Consider the following 23,768-nt stretch of genomic DNA (forward strand, 5'->3'; position numbering starts at 1 on the left):
AACTTCTGAAGGGCCTGGATTCGGGCGTGGCGATCCATTACATCAATTAACACCCCTGGATTGATGGTTCGCGCACATTGACTCTTAGGAATAATCGCAAAAATCCAGCAAATTCGGTGCCCGGCGCGGCAGCAGCGCCAGAATGGTCGCCACGCCCTCCCGGGCGCCGATCACCTCCCAGCGCATGAATGGATACCCTGCACCGCGCCGTCTGCGGCTCGCACTGCTAGACGATCACGAAGTCGTCCGCCGCGGCACCGCCTTGCACCTGTGCCGCGACGTCCGCTTCAACATTGTCGCCAGCCACACCCACAGCGACGCGTTCATCGGCTGCCTGCGCAAGCTGGCAGTGGATGTCGCCATCATCGATCTCACCCTGGCGCCTGGCGACCGCAGCAGTGATGAGCTGGTTCCCTTGCTGCGGGAGCGCTTTCCTCATGTGCCCCTGCTGGTCTTCGCCACGCTGACGCCAACAACCCGCGTGGACCACCTTCTGGCGGCCGGCATCAGCGGCATTGTCAGCAAATCCGAGCCGCTGGAGATGCTGTCCGAGGCCATCGTGCGTGTATCGCAGGGATTGTGCCGCCTGCCGGCCGATTGCCTGGTCCCGGCCTGCCGCGACGAACTCAGTCGCAATGAACGCGAAGTGCTGGACCTGCTCCTGTCCGGCCTGACCGTGTCGGAGATCGCATTGCGCCGCCACCGCAGCGTCAAGACGGTCAGCACCCAGAAGGTGGCCGCCCTGCGCAAGCTCGGGCTGCGCAATGACGTGGAGATCTATGCACTGCGAGAGCAGCGGAACCTCCGATGAGGCGCCGTGTTCGCCTCCGGTTGCATACCTTTGTCACCTCGTTGATGGTCCTGATCCTGCTGCCAGCAGCCTCGGCCGAGGATGCACATCTGCAGGCGTGGCCGGCGGGTCGCGAAGTACGGGTCGCCACCGCGCCATCATTGCGCCCGCTGCCTGCACCACTGGCGGACTCGATCCCGCTCCCGACCCTCGCCCACGGCTATGCGCAGCTCGTGGCTGACCATTCCGGACTGCGCTTCCGTGACATCGCCTACACCAGCACGAGGGCAGCGGTCACTGCAGTCTGCCGGCACGAGGCCGATCTGGTGCTGGTGATGGGCGGCCCGGCGCATCGCCCACGGCCCTGCCCCGGCCTGATGGCATCCGGCGCCTTCGATGGCGGCAAGACGGTCCTGGCCGTGCGTAAAGGCGAGCACGCGCCACGTGACGTCGGCAGCGTGAAGGCGCAGGTGCTGGCCGTGATTCGCGGCGGCCCTTATGCCAGCTGGCTGGCAACCCACCATCCGCAGGTCCGCCTGCTGCACTTGCCCGATCGGCATGCAGCCCTGGCCGCCGTGGACAACGGCATCGCCGATGCTGCGATCGGCCTGGAAGCTACACTGCACGCGATGATCCGGCGGCACTTCGCGGGCAAACTGCAGCTTCATCCGTTCGAGAGCGACTTCTCCGCCGATCTGCACCTGCTCGTGCGCCGTGAGGACCAGCAGCTGCTGACGCGCATCGACCACGCACTGCACGACATCACGCTCGAAGAGCACGCGGGCCTGCTGGCATTGTGGGCGCAGCAGATGCTGCCCGCCCCCGTCGAGAGCGCGCTTGACCGGGTGCGCGCCCTGCACCTGCCCTGGCTGCTGTATGTGGCCGCAATACTCATCGGCCTGACCATGTTCTGGCAGGCACTACGTTGGCGAATCGGTCGCACGGAGCAACGCCTTGGGCGCGCGGCAGGAATGATCAGCCACGAAGTGCGCAATTCCGCGCAGACGATACTGGCTTCGATCGACCTGCTGAGCCAGTCGCGCCTGTCCAGGAGAGAGCACGACCTGCTCGCGGCCGCGCGTGCCGCCGGCCACGCGCTGCGCGGGCTGCTCGACCGCTCGCTCGCGTTCTCGCGTCTGGCCAGCGGCAGCTTCAGGCCCCACGTCGTACCTTGCGACGTCGGCCAGCTCTGTGCCCATGCACTGGACGCGATCCGGCCGGAGGCACTGCGCAGGGGATTGTCCCTCAAGCTTGATTGCACGCCCGACCCCGCGCCGACGGTCGCACTCGATGCTGACGGGCTGCGCCAGATTGTCGACAACCTGCTGGGCAACGCGTTGAAGTTCACTGATGCCGGTGGCATCGAAGTGCGCCTGCAGCTGTCACCCATCCCGTCTGCCAGGGAGCTGTTGCTGGATGTGATCGACAGCGGCATCGGTATCGCCCCCGCGCAACTGCCGCTACTGTTCCGCCCGTTCCAGCAGGGAGAGGATGGCCAGAAGTGCGGCGGCACTGGCCTGGGCCTGACGATTGCGCGCGAGCTGGCCATTGCCATGGGCGGCAACCTGGCCGCGTACAGCGTACATGGGCGCGGCAGTCGCTTCACCCTGCGACTGCCGGTCCGCGCTGTCCCTCGCGATCCGCCCACCATCGAGCGCCCGCAGCAGGCGCCGTTGACGGGCACAGAGCTGCTCCTGGTCGAGGACCATGCACTCAGCCGGCGCGTCGTGGCAGAGCAACTGCGTCGGCTGGGTGCCGATGTGTGCGCGGTTGCCGATGCGGAAACCGCGTTGGCCGAACAGGCGCTGCGACCGCGCGGCACGGTGGTGCTGGATATCGGGCTCCACGGCCGGGACGGCTACGGCTTGGCACAGCAGCTGCGCGCGCGGGCAAAGGCGCCCCTGCGAGTGATTGCCCTGTCCGCCCGCATGGGGCGCCGGCACGTGGCGCGCTGTCGCCGGGCCGGATTCGACGCCGTCCTGGTCAAGCCGCTGCAGGTGGCAGACTTGCTGCAGGCGCTGGGCCTTCCGCCTTCGGCACACGCTGCCGCGCCTTGTAGCGCGCGGGGCGCCGACCCGGATTTCGCTGCGGATATCGCCCATGAGCTGGCCGGGATCGAACAGTCCCTGCAGGACGCCGATGCCGCGACATTGCGCCATCATGCGCACCGCCTGCAGGGCACGTTGCAGATGTGCCGGGCAATCGACCAGGCCGGCACCGCGGCCGCCCTGTGGGAGTTGGGGCAGCAGGCCACGCCCGACTGGGGCGAGGCATGGCGACTGCTGCAGGGATTGCAGCAGTGGCACGGCTCGCGCAAGGCGGAAGCCGTGCCTTCAAGCTGATCAGGCCGCCAGGCGCTCGACCTGGCGACGGGTCAGGTCGTTGAATCGCCCCAGCGACATCAGGTGCTGATGGATCAGCGCCAACCAGCCGCTGCGGTGCCACTCGACCACGGTCGCTTCCGGCAACGCCACGAACTTCTCAACGTCCACCACCAGGAAGCCATTGAGGTTGAACTCGCGGCCATCCGGAGTGCGCACGGTGGCGTTGCGCTCGACCAGCAGGCCGTTGTCGATCAGGGCCTTGGAGAAGGCCTGGGTCTGTTCGTGCTCGCGGGTGTACTGGCCGCAGAACTCCAGCGCCTGCTGCACCATGTCGGTGGCCTTGCCGTCCACGAACAGCGGCTGGCCTTCGTCCCCCCCCTTGACCACGCGCGAGCTCTCTTCGTCGATGCCCAGCAGGAAGTCGTTGTCCGCACCGGTGTCGATGAAAATGAAGGGGTGGCGACGCAGGTAGGCCGGAATGTAGGCCTCGTCTTCCCACAGGCCGTCCTTGATGAACAGGTTCTGGTCGGACACACCGACGGCCGCCATCGGCACGGCGGTCGGGCCAGCAAACAGAATCGGGAAGTGGTGCAGGGCCAGCGAGAACTCGCCCAGCACCAGCGGAATGGCGTTGTTGCCGGCCGCAAACTCGAGCCTGCCCGGCAGGATGCGCAGATCGGCGTGCACATCGGCCTGCAGCGGCACCGGACGGGTATAGAACAGGGGAGCGCCGCTCGGCGCCGCTTCGGTGGTGGTGTCGCTGGTGGTGGTCATCTTGGGAACCGTTCAATCATGCGCGCCTGCCATCCCGGGCACGCCAGCGGGAACAACCTGAATCCCGCATTATCAACAAGCTCGATGACAACGGCCACCCCACCGACGGCCTATTTCAGCTGCAAGGGGTAGCGCTGCCAGAGCACGTGCACCAGGAACCCGGCCAGCTCGGTGTCGCGCGCGCTCACCGCGGCACGGATCTTGTCCAGCAGCACCATATCGCTGCAGGAACGCACGTCGGCATGGTTGGCCTGCCCTGCCCGGCGCGCGCGATAACGCGCGGCGCGCTGCGCATCGCTCATCGCGTACCCGAACTTGGGCGGACGGCCGCGCTTGCGCGGCAGGGTCAGCTCCAGGGTTCCGGGGTCTTTGTCATCACGCATGAGAGGGGTGCGGGCGGCGGCGAGCAACGGGGGGCGCAATTTATCGTGAGGCATCACTTTAATCCAGCTTTTTCTGCACTTTTGTTGCGATGCAGCGCCAATGTTGCCGTGTCGGTGCGGATCCATCCACGCATGGCGTGGATCTACTGCAGAGCCCGCGACCCGGTAACCCGCTAGATCCACGCCATGCGTGGATGCGGAAACCCGAACAAAAAAGTGGGAGCCCGCGAACGGGCTCCCCTCGCCTTCCTCATGCAGCGCGTACCGGTTCATAGCCGTGCAGGTGCGCTTCGCTGCTGGCCCGTCCCTGGCTGAGCGACCGCAGCGCAGTGGTGTACCCCACCAGCTGCGCCAGCGGCGCAAAGCCACTGACCTCGGCCCGACCGTCCTGATCGTCGATGCGGGCGATGCGGCCATGGCGCCGGTTGAGGTCGCCCACCACGTCACCCACCGATGTCGACGGCGAATGCACCGTCACCGCCATCACCGGCTCCAGCAGCTGCGTGCCACCCTCGGCCAGCGCCGCCTTGATCGCCTCGGCGCCTGCGCGATGGAACGCCATCTCCGACGAGTCCTTGGCATGGGTCTGGCCATCGACAAGACTGACCTCGATACCGACCACCGGATGACCCTGCGGCCCTTCCGACAGTGCGGCACGCACGCCCTTCTCCACCGCCGCGATGAAGCTGCGCGGCACCACGCCACCGACGATGCGGTCGTTGAACACCACCTGGTCGTCCTCACGCGGCGCCACGTCCAGCACCACGTGCGCGAACTGGCCCTGGCCACCGGTCTGCTTGACCAGCCGCCCGACGACACCCGTCATCGCGCGCATCGGCGTCTCCTGGTAGGCCACGCGCGGCGCACCTACGCCCACGTCGACGTTCCACTCGCTGCGCAGGCGCTCGACCATCACTTCCAGGTGCAGCTCGCCCATACCCCAGACCATGGTCTCCGCCGTATCGCGATCGGTTTCAACGCGGAACGACGGATCTTCCTGGGCCAGGCTCGCCAGTCCCTGCGCCATCCGGATCAGGTCGGCCGCACGCGCCGGTTCCAACCGCCAGGCCAGCACCGGCGCCTGTGCCTGTATGTTCTCCAGGCGCAACGGCAGCGCACGGCCGCTCAGCGTTTCACCGCTGACCGCATCCTTCCAGCCCAGCACCGCGACGATGTCACCTGCCACGGCCTGTTCAATGTCGTGGGTCTGGTCGGCCTGCACCCGCACCAGCCGGCTGACCCGCCGTCCCTGCGGATGCTGCGAACTGGCCACCGCGTCGCCCACCTTCAAGGTGCCCGAGTACAGCCGCACGAAGCTGAGTGCACCGTGCTGCTGGTGGGTAATCTTGAACAGCAGCCCCGCCAGCGGGCCATCAGGATCCGGCGGCAAGACCACCTCGCCCTCATCGCTTTCGGCGCTGAAGGCAGGGCGATCCAGCGGCGACGGCAGGTAATCGACCACGGCATCCAGCAGCGTCTCGATGCCCTTGTCCTTGAACGCAGCACCGGCCAGCACGGGCACGCCCGCACCCGCCAGCGTCGCCCGGCGGATCGCCGCGCGCAGCGCCCCGGCATCGATCGCCCGACCTTCCAGCCAGGCATCGGCCAGTTCTTCGTCATGATCGGCCACGGCTTCGACCAGAGCATCGCGCTGGGCTCGCCACTGGATACGTGCCGCGTCGTCCCACGGGCTGATGGTCGTCGCACCGTCGCGCCACTGCAGCACGCGCTCATCGACCAGGTCGACCCAGCCGTTGAAGTCGCTCTCGCTGCCCAACGGCACGCCCAGCGCCCACGGCCGCGCCTGAAGCTTGTCCTGAAGCTGCTCCAGTACGCGCTCGAACGACGCGCCGACGCGGTCCATCTTGTTGACGAAGGCGATCAGCGGCACGCGATGACGGCGCGCCTGGCGCCACACCGTCTCGGACTGCGGCTGCACGCCATCCACGGCCGAGAACACGGCCACGGCGCCGTCGAGCACGCGCAGCGAACGTTCGACTTCGATGGCGAAGTCGATGTGGCCAGGGGTATCGATCAGGGTCAGCCGATGCGGCGGCAGGTCACGCGGTGCCCACTGCGCCTGCACGGCGGCCGCGCCGATGGTGATGCCCCGTTCGCGCTCGATGGCCGAGAAATCGGTGGTCGCATTGCCGTCGTGCACTTCGCCGACGCGATGGATTTCGCCGCTTTTCCACAGCAGGCGTTCGGTCAACGTGGTTTTGCCGGCGTCGATGTGGGCAATGATGCCAAGGTTGCGACGGCGGGAAAGGACTTGGGTGTTCATGGGAAAGGTTCCTGCAAAGCCAACTACGGGGGCCGCGCACCCCGGTTGGCGACAGGGTGCGCGGCTAGCGTTCGGTCTCGGCGATCTGGTGCATGGCACGTTCTCCTTTGCAGTACTGGGTAGAGTCGACTGTCAGTCGACTCACAAAAAACAAAAACGAAAAGAGCGCCCCGGAGGGCGCTCTGTCGAAGGTCCAGCGATGGCCGTTTCAACGGTCTCGTGGGGCTCCAGGCAGACACGCCCGTTCCGCGCTGGCGCGGGTCAGGGTGAAAAACTTCAGGAGCGGCATCCGGTTCATGGGGCGCATTCTAGACCTGCCAATCTGGCGCGCAAGTGAATATTGCGCACATGAATGGAACGATGAGGCCGACAACGATAGGGGTCAGATCCCTTTGCCCCTGGCAAAGGGATCTGACCCCTGGCGGCCCTCACTTGCACCCATGCAGCGTGCGGGCATCCGCCACGGTCGCTGCCTGGTCATCCCCCATCGAAATCCACCCCTTCAACGACATCGCCGGATCCACATGCGGCTGCCGTGCGCCACCGTGGACCACCACTTCGGTCCAGCTGCCCACCGGCGCCAGTTCGGACAAGCGCGCCGCCTGGTCGTCCTCGGTGCTGAACATGTCGTCCGGGCCCGCCGGCGGCGTGGCATTCACGGTTTCCGTCTTGCGGGTCCGGACCCGAAGTGCACCGTCCGGCAGCCGCTGGGTGATCACTTCGTATCGCTCAACACCATATGCCCAGTTATTTTCGCCAACGCTGCGGGTCTCGCTGCCATCATCAGCCACGGTCACCCTCTCCCCTGCCGGCCCGACAACGCCCGCGACAGCCGCCAGGCCGGACATCAATGCCTGATAGACGATCATCTGCCGCTGCTCGGTGGTCAACGCTACGGCCTTGAGCTTGGCCGCAGGAATCTTCAGATACGCCGTCTCCCTGCACAGCACCAGCACCTGCTGGTCGTCCCAACTCACCGACATTTCCTCGTTGGCGAAGTACTGCGTCTTCATCGACGTCACAGCGGCGCCCTCGCCACTGGAATGCCAGGTCTCTATCAGCGAGGCGTTCTCGGCCGCGTCGGTCAGCGAAACCTGGGAGGTCGAAGCTGCATGGGCTGCGCAAACGGAAGCAATCATCGTGGCAAGCAGCACGCTGCGCGTGACGGTACGGAACATGGCATCAGTCCATTGAAGAAAACGAAGCAACCATGATACCCGGAGCAACCCGGCGGCCTTCGTTCAGGTCACCACAACCAGCGGCACCCCGCGCCGCGGATGCTCCAGCACCACCACATCCTGCTGGTAGACCCGCTGCAGGTTATCTTCGGTCAGCACCTGCAGCGGCGTACCATCAGCGGCCACCCTGCCCTGCTCCAGCAGCACGATGCGGTCGGCATAGCCAGCCGCCAGGTTCAGATCGTGCAGCACCACGATCACGCACGCACCGGCTTCGGCACAGGCACGCACACTGCGCAGCGTGCGCTCCTGGTGGCGCAGATCCAGCGCGGCCGTCGGCTCATCAAGCAACAACAGCGGCGTGTCCTGCGCCAGCACGCGCGCGAACGTGGTGCGGGCCGATTCACCACCGGACAGCTGCTGCACCTCGCGCAGGCGCAGCGCCTGCAGTTCCGCGGCATCGATTGCCGCTTCCACCTGGGCGTCATCCACCACTGGATCCGGCGGATGCGGCAAACGCCCCATCGCCACCACTTCTTCCACGCTGAAGGCAAAGCGCACGCCGTGCTCCTGTGGCATCACCGCGCGCTCGCGCGCCAGTGGTCCGGCCTTGTAGCTGGCCAGCGGTTTGCCCAACAGGCTCACCTCGCCCGCATCGGCCCGCAGGTCACCGGCAGCCACCGCCAACAGCGTGGATTTGCCCGCGCCATTCGGTCCAACCAGGGCGGTCACCGTACCCGGCTCGAACGCCAGCGAGATGCCATGCAGGATCTCGCGCTGCTGGCGGCGCACCACCACCTCGTGCAGTTTCAGCAGCACGCTCATGGGGCCGCCTTGCGGCGCTGCTGCAGCACCAGCCAGAGGAAGAACGGTGCGCCCAGCGCGGCCGAGAACAAGCCCAGCGGAATCTCCGCGGGCGGATCGAGCGTGCGTGCGGCGGTGTCGGCCACCACGATCAGCAGCGCACCGAGCAGGCCGGACAACGGCAGCAGCCAGCGATGCCCGGGGCCGACCAACAGGCGCGCCACGTGCGGCACCACCAGGCCGACGAAGCTGATCGAGCCGGCAAAGGCCACCGCCGCGCCCACCAGCAGCGCACTGAACGCCACCAGGCGACGCCGCGTGCGGGTCACGTCCAGCCCCAGATGCTGCGCCTGGCGTTCGCCCAGCGCCAGCATGTCCAGCGGCGTGGCCAACCGCTGCAACGCGAACACGCCGATCGCAAACAGGGGCACCACCGCCGCCACATCGGCCCAGTTGGCACGCGCCAGCGAGCCCATCTGCCAGAACACCAGCGACTGCAGCTCGCTTTCGCTGGCGATGTAGGTGAGGAACCCAATCAGCGCCGAGCAGAACGCGGCCATCGCGATGCCGACCAGCAGCAGCGTGGCATTCCCACTGCCTTTGCCGGGCCGGGCCAGCGCGTAAGTCAGGCCGATCGCCAGCGCGCCGCCGACGAAGGCTGCCACCGGCACCAGCCAGCCGGCCGCACCTGCAGCGCCGAGAACAATGGCAGCCACCGCACCCAGCGCAGCACCCTGGCTGACACCGACGATGCCGGGGTCGGCCAGCGGGTTACCGAACAGGCCCTGCAGGCTGGCACCGGCCATCGCCAGAGACGCGCCCACCATCGCACCCAGCAGGGCACGCGGAATGCGCAGTTGCCAGACCACGGCCAGATCGCGGCTACTGACTGCCTGCGGATCCAGCAGGCCCAGCTTCACCGCCAGCGCCTGCATCACCTCCAGCGGCGGCAGCCGCAGCGGGCCCACGGCGAACGACGCCAGCACTGCCCCCAGCAGTGCCAGCAACGCCACCAGCAACATCGTCCGCCCGCGACGGCGGCGCCGATCCGCCGGACTCATGCCTTCGGCAACGCCGCCAGGGCCTTGGCCAGCGCCAGCGCACCAGCACCGGAACCGACACTGGTGTACTTCAGCTGCACGTCCGGCATCACCCAGACCCGATTGGCCTGCCCAGCCGGGGTCTGCTTCAGCGTCGGGTATGCCTTCCACAGGCCCTCGGCACCGCCGAACAGCTGCAGGTCATGCTCGGTCACCAGGATCACCTCGGGCGCTGCGGCGACCACGCCTTCATTGCTCAGCTGCGAGTAGTTCTTCACCCCCGCCTCGGTGCCGATGTTGATGCCGCCCGCCAGTGCGATCAGCTGCGCCGACGCACTGTCGGCACCGGCGACGGTCGGAGAGCCACCGGCGCCGGTGGCCGAGACGTGGATCACTCGTGGTGCATGGCCCAGGCCCTTGCCAATCGCTGCAGCCTCGTCGAGCTGGCGCTGCACCTGCATGGCCAGTGCTTGCCCTGCCTCGGCCAGCCCTAGTGCGGCGGCGACCTTGCGCACCTTGTCCGGCGCCGGCTGCAGGTCATCGATGACCACCGCTGGCTCGCCCACCTCGCGCAGCTTTTTCGCCAGCTCGGTGTGGCGGCGCAGGCTGTTGCCGAGGAACAGCGAGCCCTGCAGGCTCAGCACGCCCTCCACGCCAGTGGTCCGGTTGAACAGGAACTGGTGCGGCGCGGCCAGGCCGGCCTGGGTGGTGGTGTTGGTCGGCGCGGCGAAGACCTGCTTGCCCAGCCCCAGTGCTTCGATCACCGCGATGACGTCGTCGCCACCGGCGATGATGCGACTGGTATCGGCCACTTCAATGTCAGCGCCATCGTCGGAATGCACCTTGGCCGGGAGCACCGCCTTCCGGCCGTGCACGGCCGGCATTTCGGCACCTGCCACGCGCTGCCAGCCTGCCGGCAGCGCGGTTTCCGCAGCGGGCGCCGTTGCTGCGGGCGACTCGGCAGGCGTATTGGCATCAGAGGGAGCCGACGAGCCACCACAGGCAGCCAGCGCCAGCGAAACAGCCAACGGAAGCGCACACAGGCGCAGACGGGACGCGATGTTCATGCACAATCTCCTTGCTGGCAGGGCGACGCACACGCCGCCCCACCGTGTGACTTACTGCTTCGGGGTGATGCGGGTGATGCGGTCACCCTTCGGGTCTTCGGCGCCGCGCGACTTGTTCACCGCGAAAACGTTGCCCTTGCCATCGGCGCGCACATGGTTCGGCAGCGTGCCACCATCGAGGTTGGCGACCACCTTGCCGTCACCATTCACCACGGTGACCGTGCCAGCGCCACGGTTGCTGACATAGGCCAGGCCGGAGGCATCATCGAAGGCGACGTTCAGCGCACCGGCGCCGACCGGCACGTCATGCAGCACCTTGCCGGCAGCCACGTCGACGATCAGCAGGTTGTCGGTGCCCTGCGAGGCCACGTACAGGCGGTTGCGCGCCGCGTCGAAGGCCACGCCCGAGGCACTGATCGAATTGCCCAGATCGATGACCTTCTCGACCTTGCCGCTGGCCACATCGATCACTGCCGCCTCCGGGGTGCCGATGCTGACGGTGAACAGCTTGCCGCCCTTCTCGTCCAGCACCAGGCTCATCGGGGTGAACTTGCCGTCGTCCACGCCGGATTCCAGCGTCACCTGCGGCAGTTCCTTGAGGGTCTTCGCATCGAACACCGTCAGGTGGTCCTCGCCGGTGGCAGAAGCGAACACTTTGCCGTGCGTACCGTCGACCACTACGTCGCGCGCGTGCGGCACGGTGTCGACCGGGAACTGGTGGACCAGCGACAGGTCCTTCTGGCGATAGACGGCGATCGAGTTCTGGCGGGTATTGGTCACCCACACATTGCCGTTGGTGTCATCCACACCCACGCCGTAGACCGCATACACCGCACCATTGGTGCTGCCCGGCACCTGCGCCGGGGTGATCGCCTTGGTCACCTTCAGCGACTTCGGGTCCAGCTTCAACAGCTGCGACTGGGTCACCGGCGGGCGGCCCACGGCCGAAGTGACGAACACGGCATTGCTGGCCGCGCTGTAGGCGGACTGGTACAGGCCCGGCACCAGCTTGTTGGACTGGGTGTCGAACTGCGCCTGGCCGGACAGCGGGAGCTGCGGCGAGACGCGCAGCTTCAGCACGGTGGCCGCAGCCGGTTGGCTGGCGCGCACCACCACCGGATGAGTGCCCGGCACCGCGTCGGCCGGAATGCTCAACTGGGTCTTGAAGTTGCCATCAGCATCGACCACCAGCGGCTGCGCGTTGAGCACGCTGTCACCGCGCAGCAGGCTGACCTTCTGGCCCGGCAAGAACCCACGGCCGACCACGTCGGCAGTGCTGCCGGGAACCACGTTCTCACCGCGTGAGACGACTTCACCCTTGAAGGTGGCGTTGGCCGGCTGGTCGAACACCGGCTGCGCGGTGGCGGTCACCGCCAGCAACAGGCCGGCGGCGAGAGAGGTGAGACGGAAAGACGGACGGAACGACATGGAAGGCTCCTTGCACACGTAGGCCGCGCCACGCGGCGCGGGAGTCATCGGTTGCCTGGGCCGCTGCACGCCGGCAGCCTCGCCTGGGTAGTGGGGTCGCACGGCATCGCGTGCGAAGGCATTCATTCGGCGGCGTTGTCCCCGCCACTGGGCGCGCCATCGCCGGCGCTGCGGTCGGTCACGCCGTACAGTTCATGCAGCGCGGCATGGAACGAGGCCGGCAGCATCGGGCCGTGTCCCAGCCCCGGGAACTCGCGGTACTGCACGCTCAGGCCCGGCACCTTCGCCAGCCGCTCGGACAGCTGCATCGCCGCATCCGGCGTGGCACCGCCAATGCGGCGCAGGTGCGCGACCACCCGTGGGTTGCTCAGGTCGCGCTTGCCACGATCGCCAACACGCTCGGCGCCGCCCAGCATCAGCCACAGGCTGGCCTGCTGGCCGTGCACGTTCTGCACGAACTGCTGCTCCGGATCACCCAGCGCCGCGCCCTGGCTCCACCACAGCGAGGGGCTGGCCGCCAGATACGACTGGAAGGCGGCGGGACGGGTATACAGCGCATGGAGCACGAACAACCCACCCAGCGAGTGGCCCCACAGCGCTTGCTGCTGCGTATCGATGCGTGCGCGACGCTCGACCTCGGGCTTGATGCGGCGTTCGATCACATCCAGGAAGGCCGCAGCACCACCGCCGACCGCCTGGGTTGTGCCGCCCTCGTCGTCGGCACGGTCGATCCACGCGGTGTAGTCGCGGGTGCGCGCCTTGGAATCGATGCGCAGTTCATTGTCATAGCCGATCAGCACCAGCACCGGCGGTACCTTGCGCGTGGCCAGCTCGGCCAGCAGCGGCTGGTCCAGGACCATGGCGACGGCGTTGCCGTCCAGCGCGTACAGCACCGGAGAGGGCACCTTGCTGGCCTTGACCGGGATCGCCAGGTTCACCCGCCAACGGCGCTGCTGGTCCGGGCTGTCCACCACGAAATGTTCGAAGCGATAGCTGATCGCCGGCTCGTCGAGCACGGTATGGCCGATCTTCTGCAGCGGATTGCGCTGCTGGGCATGGGCGTACGAGGTGACCAGGAGCAGAGCCATCATCAGGGCGGCCAGGCTGCGGGCCAGCGGACCACGGCGCGAAGGCGGGACGAAATGCTTCATCAGCGGCGGCACGAGCGGCCGATGGCCGCCGGTTCACAAGGGACCGCAGTCTACCTTAAACGCGAATGATTATCACATCGATCAAATGTCACACTGTGTATCACGCGCGCGATGCGTTCATTTTCCCGGTTGCGCCAGAAACACCGAATCCACTATTTTGCCGGGCAGCAGGGCGCAGGAGCGCCCTTCCCTCGCAGGGCTGCGGATGGATGGGCAATCGAGCCATCGGCCGCGCCCTGTCCCTTGCCAAACCCATCCACGCATGGCGTGGATCTGCTCACCACCACCCACGGGAATGGATCCCGTGACTGCGAGAACATCTTGAAGCGCACCGCCCTGATCGCCCTTTCCCTCGGCCTGCTTGCACCGCTGGCCGCCCATGCCGCACAGGACCTGCCAACGCTCTACCAGGCCTTTGAAGAAGCCGGCAATTCTTCACTGGGCATGGACGAACTCAACCAGACGGTGACATTCACTGCCGTGGCACTGAGCGTTTCCAGCAACCTGGCGGGCGAACCGCTGATCGACGCCGGCGATGACCAGGGCAATGTCCTGGCCCGGCTGACCAGCGACGATGAGCAGCAGGCGGCCAAGCTGGGCGCGCTGGAAGAAGGCGCGACCTTCACCGCCAGCTGCACGCTGCAGTTCAGCTCGGGAACGGATTACCTGTCCTTCGGCGATTGCAGCATCAAGTAAGAAAGAAGCCGGCGAAACGCCGGCTTCGTTTTCCCGCCCTGTAGAAGTCGAGCCATGCTCGACTCACGCAATCTCACGGCCCCGCAGGCACCGGGCCGTAGACGTTCTGCTGCGGTGTACCCGGCAGCAGCGCGAACACGAAGATCACCAGACCACCGAACGGAACAAAGGCCAACAGGTACATCCAGCCCGACTGGTTGCAGTCGTGCAGGCGGCGCACGGTGACGGCGATGACCGGCACGAACGTGGCCAGCCAGAACACGACGAACAGGATGATCGACGCGATGCCCAGCATGTCGGACTGCATCACCAGCCCGGCGATGAGCGGCACCATCAGGACGGTCGAGACGATCAACAGGAACAGCTGGAACATCCAGTACTCGCGACGGTTGGCACGGCCCTCGAACTGGGCATAACGCTTCAACGGCAGAATCATTTCCTGCACGGCATCGATCCTTGAAAAAGTAGCCGCGCAGTCTGCCAAAGGAACGCCCGCAGGACAATGTGATGACGAACCACACTCGACCGCCATTACCCCTGTAGAGCCGAGCCATGCTCGGCTGCTGTTTCCGCAGGTGCTGCTGGCTCAGTCCAGAGTGGAGTCGAGCATCGCTCGATCCTACATAAGCCAGCTCAACGGCCCTTCGCGGCCCGCGCCGCCTCGCGCTCGGCGCGCAGCCGATCCAGCTTTTCCTTCAGCTTGATCTCCAGGCCGCGCGGCACCGGGTTGTAGTACACCCGTTCGCCCATCGCGTCCGGAAAACCGGTCTGGTCCAGCGCGATGCCTCCTTCGGCATCGTGGTCGTACTGGTATTCGGCGCCGTAGCCCAGTTCCTTCATCAGCTTGGTCGGCGCATTGCGCAGGTGCAGCGGCACCTCTTCGGTACCGCTCTGGCGCACGTCGGCCTTGGCCTGGTTGAACGCGGCGTAGCCCGCGTTCGACTTGGCGGTGCTGGCCAGGTACAGCACCAACTGGGCGAACGCGAGCTCGCCTTCCGGGCTGCCCAGCCGCTCGTAGATGTCCCAGGCTTCCAGCGCCATGCTCTGCGCGCGCGGATCGGCCAGGCCGATGTCCTCGATGGCCATGCGGGTCAGCCGGCGCGCGAGATACGACGGATCGCAGCCGCCATCGAGCATGCGGGTCAGCCAGTACAGCGCAGCATCGGGGTTGGAGCTGCGCACGGACTTGTGCAGCGCCGAAATCTGGTCGTAGAACTGCTCGCCGCCCTTGTCGAAGCGGCGGGTACGGTCGGCCAGCACCTGGGTCAGGGTCTGCGGGGTGATGCGACCACCCTCCCCGCCCGCCAGTTCTGCGGCAATTTCCAACAGGGTCAGCGCACGGCGCACGTCACCATCGGCAGCGGTGGCGATTTCCAGCAGCAGCTCGGGAGCGACCTCGATACCCTCCTCGCCCAGGCCGCGCTCGCGATCCCCCAGCGCACGTTCCAGCGCTTCGACGATATCGGTTGGTGATACCGCTTCCAGCACATGCACGCGGCAACGCGACAGCAGCGCCGAATTCAGCTCGAACGATGGATTCTCGGTGGTGGCACCGACGAACAGGATGGTGCCGCGCTCGATATGCGGCAGGAACGCATCCTGCTGCGCCTTGTTGAAGCGATGTACCTCATCCACGAACAGCACGGTGCGGCGGCCTTCGGCGAAGCGTTGCGCGGCCTCGGCCAGCACCTGGCGCACCTCCGGCAGCCCGGACAGCACGGCAGAGATGGCGCGGAATTCAGCGTCGGAGTACTCGGCCAGCAGCAGCGCCAGCGTTGTCTTGCCGCAGCCCGGCGGCCCCCACAGGATCATCGAATGCACGCGCCCGGATTCGACGGCGCGACGCAGCGCACTGTCCGGCGCCAGCAGGCGTTTCTGCCCGACCATTTCGTCGAGGGTGCGCGGGCGCATGCGCTCGGCCAGCGGGCGCAGGTGATCCCGATCGACGCTCAGTAGATCGGGGCCAGGGAAGGAAGTGGAGCGATGTCTTGGCACGCGGCTATTGTACCGCGCCGCCCAACGGTAGCGCCGGGCCATGCCCGGCGGATCAGGCCGCAGGGATCAGTAGTGCCGGCCGCTGGCCGGCAGCTTGGCAATGTGTCGGAAATGAGCCGAAGCCGCCGCAGCCAATTCTTCGGTAAGCCACTGATTCACATGGAGTGTACTTTCCCGGGGGTCGTGCACCCTCGTCAGTAGCCGAGAATTTGGAACTCAACCCTTCAGGACCCAAGCGTGCGAGATCCCGAATCCAATCTCCTTGAGTTCATTGCTGGCTGCGCGGTCGACGAGGACATCTACTATCTGGCTGCCGCCCTTGGCCCCGGGCATGACTACTACGACCCGGATCCCGGCCCACCCACCCGCATGTTCGTCTTTGGCCGCACCCCCAAAGAGGAGTGGTTCTACCATGACCTGCAGGACTTCCAGGTCATGTCCACACAGTTTGTTCCAGAGGAGGAAGGCGGCCGCCCCCGTCGTGTGCTTGCCCTGGATTTCCATGGGCAGCTGGAAGATTACTCCCGTGCTGGGGCCACGATCGAGTACGTCTCGGCGGAAGGCGCCGACTTCCCCGGAGGTCTTACCTGTTTGCGATTGCTGGGCGACGACCTTTTCTGCGCGGGCACAAGAGGACAGATCCATCATCGGGGTGAAGCCGGATGGCAGCAGCTTCCAACCCAATTCGCGACTGTCTTCTGCGAGGAGGACGAAGACGACTCGGACCTGGATGACTTCGACAGTTGGCTCGACGATTTCGGCCATCTGCTCGAACTGGGCGATTTTCCCGCACTTCCTCAAGATCCGATGGAATGCGACGCAGAGCTTCGCCGGAGATTCGCCGATTGGCGCGCTCACATGACCGGTGTACGGGAGGATGGAGGATTCAACCAGCTACTCGCTGAGTTCCACGTGGGCAGCGTGAACGACCTCTGCGGAACGGGCTTTGCTGACCTCTACGCAATCGGCTCCCATGGCTTGATTGCGCACTGGGATGGCTCGAGCTGGACCGTGCCCGAACAAGTCACTACTGCGGAGCTGTTTCATGCTTGCAGGACTGACCAAGGCCGCCTCGTCTTTGTAGGCATGGACGGCACCATCGTTACGGGCGACATCTCCACTGGATTCGAGTGCCTGCACCACGAGGTCGGCGAAGCCATCAGCTTCAACTCTGCTTGCCAGTACAAGCAACAGGTTTACATCGGCTCGGAGAATGGCGGCCTCTACGTCTACAGTCTAGAAACCGGCGTAGTTGAACCGTTGCTGGAAAGCATCCCCGAAGAACTGAGAGATGCAACGATTGTTGATATCAGTTCCGCCGGTAGCGTGCTGTGGGTGCTGACGCCCTGGGACCTGATTCGATTTGATGGCACCGCGTGGCAGGTGATCGTTCATCCGGACAACGGATGAGCCGGCCGGCCGGCCGGCCGGCCGGCCGGCAGATCCCAAGCGTGCCAGCCAACGGTTGGCACCCACCAGAGCAGGTAGCGCCGGGCCATGCCCGGCGACCGCCATCAATTACCGATAACGTCGGTGCCCTTGGGCGGCGTAAAGCTGAAGGTGCCTGCAGCGAAGCCCGGGTTGCGCTTCCAGCCACTGAAGCTGATCACGGTGCGCTGGCCGACCGCGTCGGTGATTTCCATCTTGGCCAAGCCCTGAGCGTTGAAGCCCAACGCGGCGTACTGGAAGCTGGCTTCGGTCTCGCGCTTCGGCGAAAGCGACAGCCACTGCAGGCCGTCGCGCTGTGCGGCCTCTTCACTGACGTCGTACTGCTGCTCCAGCAGCGCCGGGTTGATCAGTGCGGTCAGCGGGCTGTTCTGTTCTTCCTTGCCCTGCTCGCGCACGGTGGCCTGCTCCAGGTCCGGCTCGTACATCCAGACCTTCTTGCCGTCAGCCACGATCAACTGCTCGTGCGGGCGCACGTATTCCCAACGGAACAGGCGCGGCGCCGACAGCGCCACACGGCCGCTGGTCGATTCCTTCACCTTGCCGCGGCTGTCGAACACCTGCTGGCTGAACTGTCCGTCCAGGCCCTTCAGGCCACTGGTGAAAGTCTTCAGGTCATCGCGGGCGCCAGCCCAGGCGCTGCCGGCGGCGGCGCAGGCCACGGCCAGGGTGGTGGTGGCAAGGAAACGACGGAAGCGGAAGTTCATGCGGGAATCCTGTGGGCGCGGGCGCCAGGAAAGGTGGTTGCCAGTGTGCCCGGGGAAAGATGAATGGGCGATCAGGGCGACATTATGCCGCCCTGAACGTCCATCGGCGATTCAGCCACCGGATCCCGGCAGCTTGCCGTACAGCACCTGGCCACGGAAGCCACGCCGCACTTCGCGATACAGCGCGCGGAACGCCGGATAGTCCTGCGGCTGGCACAATGCCTCCGGGCCGCGCACCGCATTCTGCTGCAAGCGGTGGTGCACGATCACCTCCTGGCCCTCGCGACTCCAGTCCACGCGGTACTCGCCGGCGGCATTGGCGAAACGCTGGCTGGCCGGAATGGCGATGATCGGCGCGTTGGCCGGGAACTGCAGGCGATAGGTTTCCTCGCGCAGGCTGGCATTGCAGTAGAACGGCGTCTCGTTGGCCGGCGCCGAGGCGGTAGCGTACAGGCCACGCACCGACTCGCCACCTGGCGGGTCCGGCACGGCCATGCCGCCGGCCACGCTGAAGTCGGCGTAGTCCTCGGCCTGGAACGCCATGCGATAGCCAAACGGCCGGGTCAGGTCGACCGGCACGCCCTGGATCTGCAGCTGCCCTCGCCCGTCGAAACCGGACGCGGCCATGATCTGCTCCTCGGCGCGCGCACGGTTCTGCGCGTTGAGCTGGGAGAACTGGGCGCGCATGCCGATCTCGGCGTTCTCGCCCAGCTTCGGAATCGTCTCGCCGCGCAGGTTGCCGTTGGCATCAAACGTGAAACGCACCTCCATCGACGTCGCATTGCGCTCCGGCGTATTGGCCGGGGTACGCGCCAGCGTAGCGTCACGGGTACGCATCACCGGTGCACCCAGGTCACCCTCTGGCAGCTGACCGAAGCGCGCCCACGCGGTGGTCGAATCCAGGTACAGATCGAATTCGGGGATGTAGGTGATGGCGTGGTTGAAGCGGCCCAGCACCGGAATCTTCGGCAGCGTCGGGCCACCGCCCGCACCGATCAGCACCGGCGAGCTGGCAATGCCCTTGGCCGCCAGCAGCGCCTCCAGGATCGTCACATGGTCCTTGCAGTCGCCGTAGTGGTTGTCGAGGATGCTCTGCGCGCTGTTCGGCTCCAGGCCGCCGTTGCCCAGGTACACCGCCACATAGCGGATGTTCTGCGCGACCCAGCGATACAGCGCATCAGCCTGCTCGCGGCGGTCACTGATGCCGGCGGTGATCTCATCAGCCAGCGCCTGCAGCGCCGGGGTCACCTCGGCCGCCGGGCCCGCCTTGAGCTGGTAGGCGCGCCCCATCTGCGACCAGTCACGATACGTGCTGGCCATGATGTTCGGGCCGAACTCCCAGCCCGCCGCCGACCAGTTCTGCGCCGGCATCGCCTCACGACGCTGGTAGCGCCAGCGCCATTGCGCCTGGCCGTTCTTCACCGTCGGCCGGTCACTACCCTGCACGCCGCGGCTGTCGACGAACATCGGCAGGTTGGCCGGCGCACTCAGGGTGACCTCGGCGTCCTCGTACTCGGTGAAGACGTTGAAGGTCTCCCACAGGCCGAAATAGCCCGGGAAGTACGGCGTAGCCTGGGTGCGGCGCACCTGGTAGTACAGGCGCGTGCCCGGGGCCAGGTTCGGGAACACGATCACCCGCACCTTGCGGTCGGCATACATCGCCGCCGAGGCGCTGGAGTAGCTCTCCTGGGTGTAGATGCGGTCGGCCGGCACGTCGCGGCGCTGGCCATCGGCGGTGATGGTGTAGGCACCGAGCACTTCCAGCGTCTCCATCTTTTCGCTGTAGCTCAGCCGCACCTGGCTGAACTGCTCGACGGAGGCCTTGGTCTTGAGAAGGACTTCGTAGGTTTCGGTCTGCACATTGCCCGCATCGGGCCGCACCTGGTAGTCGGCGCGGTAACGGACAATGCTGAAATTATTGCTGGCTTCGGTATCGCCGCTGGTGGAAGGCGGCGCCGTGGCGGGCGCGGAGGTGGCGGTGTCTGCCAGTGCCGGGCCGGCAGCCATCAGGGCTACCAGCGCCAGCGCCAGCGCGCTTGGTACGGGGTGAAGCATGCGTCGGTTCCTTGGACGTCGTGGGGGATACGTCGGGTCTTACTTCGGCGGCGGCGGTGCCAGCACCGTGCGGTCGCCGTTGTGCTCGGGCGGGCTGACCACGCCGGCCGCTTCCATGGCCTCGATCAGTCGCGCTGCACGGTTGTAGCCGATCTTCAGCCGGCGCTGCACGCCGGAAATCGAGGCGCGGCGGGTCTCGGTGACCACCCGCAGCGCTTCGTCATACAGCGGGTCGGACTCGTCGCCGGCTGCACTGGTCTCGGGCAGGCCGGTGGCACCGACGACCACGCCGTCGCCCATCGTCTGCACCTCGTCCAGCACCCCGTCGACATAGTCGGCCGGGCCCATCGCCTTGAGGTGCTCGACCACGCGGTGCACTTCATCGTCGGACACGAACGCACCGTGCACACGCTCGGGCAGCGCGGTGCCCGGCGGCAGGTACAGCATGTCGCCATGGCCGAGAAGGGTTTCCGCGCCGGACTGGTCGAGGATGGTGCGCGAGTCGATCTTGGAGCTGACCTGGAAGGCGATACGGGTCGGGATGTTGGCCTTGATCAGGCCGGTGATCACGTCCACCGACGGGCGCTGCGTGGCCAGGATCAGGTGGATGCCGGCCGCTCGCGCCTTCTGCGCCAGGCGCGCGATCAGCTCTTCCACCTTCTTGCCGACGATCATCATCATGTCGGCGAATTCGTCGATGAAGATGACGATGAACGGCAGCGTCTCCAGCGGACGCGGTGCCTCGCCCAGCTCCGGGTTCGGCTTGAACAGCGGGTCCATCAGCGGCTGGCCGGCGTCCTGGGCTTCCTTCACCTTCTTGTTGAAGCCGGCCAGGTTGCGCACGCCCACCGCGCTCATCAGCTTGTAGCGGCGCTCCATCTCGGCCACGCACCAGCGCAGGCCGTTGGCGGCCTCCTTCATGTCGGTGACCACCGGCGCCAGCAGGTGCGGGATGCCCTGGTAGACGCTCAGTTCGAGCATCTTCGGGTCGATCATCAGCATCCGCAGGTCTTTCGGCGAGGCCTTGAACAACAGGCTCAGCACCATCGCATTGACCGCCACCGACTTGCCCGAACCGGTGGTACCGGCCACCAGCAGATGCGGCATGCGTGCCAGGTCGGCCACGGTCGGGCGACCGGCAATGTCCTTGCCCAGCGCCAGGGTCAGTACGCTGGCCGACTTGTCATATTCCTTCGAGCGCAGCAGTTCGGACAGGAAGATCATCTCGCGGGTGACGTTGGGGATTTCCAGGCCGATCACCGACTTGCCCGGAATGACATCGACCACGCGCACCGACTTCACCGACAGGCCACGCGCGATGTCCTTGTCCAGCGAACTGATCTGGCTGACCTTGATACCCGGTGCTGGCTCGATCTCGAAGCGGGTGATGACCGGGCCGGGATTGGCGCCGACCACCTGCGCATCGATGCGGAAGTCCTTCAGCTTGAACTCGATCTGCCGCGACAGGGTTTCCAGTGTTTCTTCGTCGTAGCCCTTCGGCTGCGGCTTGGGATCATCCAGCAGCGCCAGCGGCGGCAGGTCGGAACCATCGCCGTTGACGCCGCGGAACATCGGAATCTGGGTATCGCGCTTGGCCCGATCACTCTTCTCGATCACCGGCTCCGGACGCGGCTCGATCTTCACCGGCTCGCGCTTGGCGCGCACCTCGGCGTCGGCCTTGCGTACTTCCTGGCGTTCCTCGCGCATCACCCGGGTCTGCTTCCACTCGGTGACTTCTTCCTTCTTGCGTTCCAGCAACGGCGCCAGCGACATCACGCCGCGGCCGATCTTCTCCATCACCGTGAACCAGGACAGCCCGGTGGCCAGGGTGATCGAGGCCAGCAGCAGCACCAGCACGAACAGGTTCGCCCCCAACGCGCCGAAGCCCACCGTGAGCGAATTGCCGACCAGCTTGCCGAGGATGCCGCCGGCACTGGCGACATCGCCACTGAACAGGCGCACATGCAGGAAGCCGGTGCCGGCGATCAGGAAACCGACCAGACCGACCAGGCGCAATGCCGGATCCAGGTCGTTCTCGCCCTTGCTCTCGCGCTTGAGGCCGAACATGGCGATCCACGCCAGCGCGCCGAGCACCACCGGCAGCAGGAAGGCGATGTAGCCGAACAGCTGCAGCAGCACGTCGGCGATCCAGGCGCCGGCGCGGCCGCCCAGGTTGTGCACCGGCGCAACCACGCTGCCGGTGTGCGACCAGCCCGGATCAGTCGCTGAATAGGTGAAAAGACTGGCCGCCAGATACAGCAGGGCCGGCGCGATGGCGATCAGGCCCAGGTCGCGCCAGAGGCGCTGGCGGCGTGGATTGTCGGTCGTCGCCGCCGCGGCCGTGCGACGTGACGCCTTGCTGTCGTCGGACTTGGAGCGTTCGGGGACCTGCTTCGCCACCTTAGACCATACCTTTGGAATGCGCTGTTAGTGATTGATAATAAATGAGACGGCGTCAGTTTTCAGTTATGCGACGTCCGACAGGGCAATCCGAGGGCCGAAACCACTGCTGGATGACGGCGTTCCGTTCATCGGCTTGAATCGCCCTGCCCCAGCCGCCACTCTATGACCAGCCACGGATGCTGCGCAAACATCGCCAGCGCCTTGTCCCATCTACCTTTTCGCGAGTCTACATGAGCACCAGCCTGCCCTCCCGCCACCAGCGCCTCGTCATCCTCGGTTCCGGACCGGCCGGTTGGACCGCCGCCGTCTACGCCGCCCGCGCCAACCTGAAGCCGGTCGTCATCACCGGCCTGCAGCAGGGCGGCCAGCTGATGACCACCACCGAGGTGGACAACTGGCCGGGTGACGCCCACGGCCTGATGGGCCCGGACCTGATGGCGCGCATGCAGGCCCACGCCGAGCGCTTCGAGACCGAGGTCATTTTCGACCACATCCACACCGCCGACCTGTCGCAGCGCCCGTTCAAGCTGATCGGCGACAGCCACGAGTACACCTGCGATGCGCTGATCATCGCCACCGGCGCGACCGCCAAGTACCTGGGCATCCCGACCGAAGAGACCTTCAAGGGCCGCGGCGTCTCCGCCTGCGCCACCTGTGACGGCTTCTTCTACCGCGACCAGGACGTGGTCGTGGTCGGCGGTGGCAACACCGCCGTGGAAGAGGCCCTTTACCTGTCCAACATCGCCCGCAAGGTCTATCTGGTCCACCGCCGCGACACCCTGAAGGCGGAAAAGATCATGCAGGACAAGCTGTTTGCCAAGGTTGCTGCCGGCAAGATCGAGACCGTCTGGCACCACCAGGTGGAGGAAGTGCTGGGCAACGACGCCGGCGTGACCGGCGTGCGCGTGAAGTCGACGCTGGACGGCAGTACCCGTGACATCGACGCCCACGGCTTCTTCGTGGCCATCGGCCACCATCCGAATACCCAGCTGTTCGACGGCCAGCTGGCGATGAACAACGGCTACCTGGAGATCCGCTCGGGCCTGGGCGGCAACGCCACCCAGACCTCGGTGGAAGGCGTATTTGCTGCCGGCGACGTGGCCGACCAGCACTACCGCCAGGCGATCACTTCGGCCGGCTTCGGCTGCATGGCCGCCTTGGACGCCGAGCGCTACCTGGACGCCCAGGGCAAGGCCAGCTGAGAGGCTGACCCGCTCCTGCAGGGTCGAGCCACGCCCGACTC

19 protein-coding genes are annotated in these 23,768 nt (G+C 66.4%); 5 read left to right on the plus strand and 14 right to left on the minus strand.

What is annotated here, in order from left to right; genetic code table 11:
• Positions 1–142 precede the first annotated feature (142 nt).
• Complete coding sequence (locus AC5P8J_RS16805) at positions 143–811, plus strand: LuxR C-terminal-related transcriptional regulator (protein ID WP_227854235.1); 669 nt, start codon at positions 143–145, stop codon at positions 809–811.
• Positions 808–3,132 carry an ATP-binding protein gene (locus AC5P8J_RS16810; RefSeq protein WP_227854234.1) on the plus strand — a complete coding sequence of 775 codons (2,325 nt, stop codon included), beginning with the start codon at positions 808–810 and terminating at the stop codon, positions 3,130–3,132. Before AC5P8J_RS16805 ends, AC5P8J_RS16810 begins: the two co-directional genes overlap by 4 nt.
• On the opposite strand, the gene AC5P8J_RS16815 is transcribed toward AC5P8J_RS16810, so the two are convergent.
• The 9 genes from AC5P8J_RS16815 to AC5P8J_RS16855 form a co-directional block, all read right to left on the minus strand.
• Positions 3,133–3,888, minus strand: coding sequence for a SapC family protein (locus tag AC5P8J_RS16815; protein WP_019659662.1), 756 nt, complete (start codon positions 3,886–3,888; stop codon positions 3,133–3,135). It abuts the gene before it with no gap.
• 110 nt (positions 3,889–3,998) lie between these two features.
• Positions 3,999–4,271, minus strand: coding sequence for a hypothetical protein (locus AC5P8J_RS16820; RefSeq protein WP_005409616.1), 273 nt, complete (start codon positions 4,269–4,271; stop codon positions 3,999–4,001).
• 250 nt (positions 4,272–4,521) lie between these two features.
• Entirely contained in the window at positions 4,522–6,555 is a 2,034-nt protein-coding gene (gene fusA, locus AC5P8J_RS16825) for an elongation factor G (RefSeq protein WP_495216975.1), read from the minus strand.
• A gap of 428 nt (positions 6,556–6,983) precedes the next feature.
• Positions 6,984–7,733, minus strand: a complete 750-nt coding sequence (locus tag AC5P8J_RS16830) for a hypothetical protein (RefSeq protein ID WP_188249936.1) — start codon at positions 7,731–7,733, stop codon at positions 6,984–6,986.
• Between the two features lie 63 nt (positions 7,734–7,796).
• Positions 7,797–8,558, minus strand: a complete 762-nt coding sequence (locus AC5P8J_RS16835; RefSeq protein WP_021201792.1) for a heme ABC transporter ATP-binding protein — start codon at positions 8,556–8,558, stop codon at positions 7,797–7,799.
• Positions 8,555–9,598, minus strand: coding sequence for a FecCD family ABC transporter permease (locus AC5P8J_RS16840; protein ID WP_012480148.1), 1,044 nt, complete (start codon positions 9,596–9,598; stop codon positions 8,555–8,557). The genes AC5P8J_RS16835 and AC5P8J_RS16840 overlap by 4 nt, the downstream gene beginning before the upstream one ends.
• The gene (locus AC5P8J_RS16845) at positions 9,595–10,644 is read right to left on the minus strand and encodes a heme/hemin ABC transporter substrate-binding protein (RefSeq protein ID WP_021201790.1); all 1,050 of its coding nucleotides are present in this window, start codon (positions 10,642–10,644) and stop codon (positions 9,595–9,597) included. The genes AC5P8J_RS16840 and AC5P8J_RS16845 overlap by 4 nt, the downstream gene beginning before the upstream one ends.
• Positions 10,645–10,695: 51 nt before the next feature.
• Positions 10,696–12,072 carry a YncE family protein gene (locus AC5P8J_RS16850; protein WP_021201789.1) on the minus strand — a complete coding sequence of 459 codons (1,377 nt, stop codon included), beginning with the start codon at positions 12,070–12,072 and terminating at the stop codon, positions 10,696–10,698.
• A gap of 122 nt (positions 12,073–12,194) precedes the next feature.
• Positions 12,195–13,223 (minus strand): alpha/beta hydrolase, encoded by a 1,029-nt coding sequence (locus AC5P8J_RS16855; RefSeq protein ID WP_031269072.1) that lies wholly within the window; start codon positions 13,221–13,223, stop codon positions 12,195–12,197.
• A gap of 321 nt (positions 13,224–13,544) precedes the next feature.
• Here AC5P8J_RS16855 and AC5P8J_RS16860 point away from each other — a divergent pair, with 321 nt between their 5' ends.
• Positions 13,545–13,919 carry a hypothetical protein gene (locus AC5P8J_RS16860; RefSeq protein WP_227854230.1) on the plus strand — a complete coding sequence of 125 codons (375 nt, stop codon included), beginning with the start codon at positions 13,545–13,547 and terminating at the stop codon, positions 13,917–13,919.
• A 73-nt stretch (positions 13,920–13,992) separates the two neighbouring features.
• Here the strand turns inward: AC5P8J_RS16860 and AC5P8J_RS16865 are convergent, their stop codons facing one another.
• Both AC5P8J_RS16865 and AC5P8J_RS16870 read right to left on the minus strand, forming a co-directional pair.
• On the minus strand, positions 13,993–14,364 hold the full coding sequence (locus tag AC5P8J_RS16865) for a DUF805 domain-containing protein (RefSeq protein WP_134734876.1): 372 nt from the start codon (positions 14,362–14,364) through the stop codon (positions 13,993–13,995).
• 188 nt (positions 14,365–14,552) lie between these two features.
• The gene (locus tag AC5P8J_RS16870; protein WP_227852611.1) at positions 14,553–15,830 is read right to left on the minus strand and encodes a replication-associated recombination protein A; all 1,278 of its coding nucleotides are present in this window, start codon (positions 15,828–15,830) and stop codon (positions 14,553–14,555) included.
• 321 nt (positions 15,831–16,151) lie between these two features.
• On the opposite strand from AC5P8J_RS16870, the gene AC5P8J_RS16875 reads away from it, so the two are divergent.
• Positions 16,152–17,324, plus strand: coding sequence for a hypothetical protein (locus AC5P8J_RS16875; protein WP_227854434.1), 1,173 nt, complete (start codon positions 16,152–16,154; stop codon positions 17,322–17,324).
• 104 nt (positions 17,325–17,428) lie between these two features.
• Here the strand turns inward: AC5P8J_RS16875 and lolA are convergent, their stop codons facing one another.
• The 3 genes from lolA to AC5P8J_RS16890 all read right to left on the minus strand — a co-directional run bounded on the left by lolA (position 17,429) and on the right by AC5P8J_RS16890 (position 22,522).
• Positions 17,429–18,067 carry an outer membrane lipoprotein periplasmic chaperone LolA gene (gene lolA / locus AC5P8J_RS16880; protein WP_005413289.1) on the minus strand — a complete coding sequence of 213 codons (639 nt, stop codon included), beginning with the start codon at positions 18,065–18,067 and terminating at the stop codon, positions 17,429–17,431.
• Between the two features lie 111 nt (positions 18,068–18,178).
• Positions 18,179–20,122, minus strand: coding sequence for a DUF3857 domain-containing protein (locus tag AC5P8J_RS16885; RefSeq protein WP_021201783.1), 1,944 nt, complete (start codon positions 20,120–20,122; stop codon positions 18,179–18,181).
• A gap of 39 nt (positions 20,123–20,161) precedes the next feature.
• Entirely contained in the window at positions 20,162–22,522 is a 2,361-nt protein-coding gene (locus tag AC5P8J_RS16890; protein ID WP_019659648.1) for a DNA translocase FtsK, read from the minus strand.
• A 233-nt stretch (positions 22,523–22,755) separates the two neighbouring features.
• On the opposite strand from AC5P8J_RS16890, the gene trxB reads away from it, so the two are divergent.
• Positions 22,756–23,727, plus strand: a complete 972-nt coding sequence (gene trxB / locus AC5P8J_RS16895) for a thioredoxin-disulfide reductase (RefSeq protein WP_019659647.1) — start codon at positions 22,756–22,758, stop codon at positions 23,725–23,727.
• The last annotated feature ends 41 nt before the right edge of the window (positions 23,728–23,768 follow it).

The organism is Stenotrophomonas sp. YJH_SMC_37, assembly GCF_059370035.1.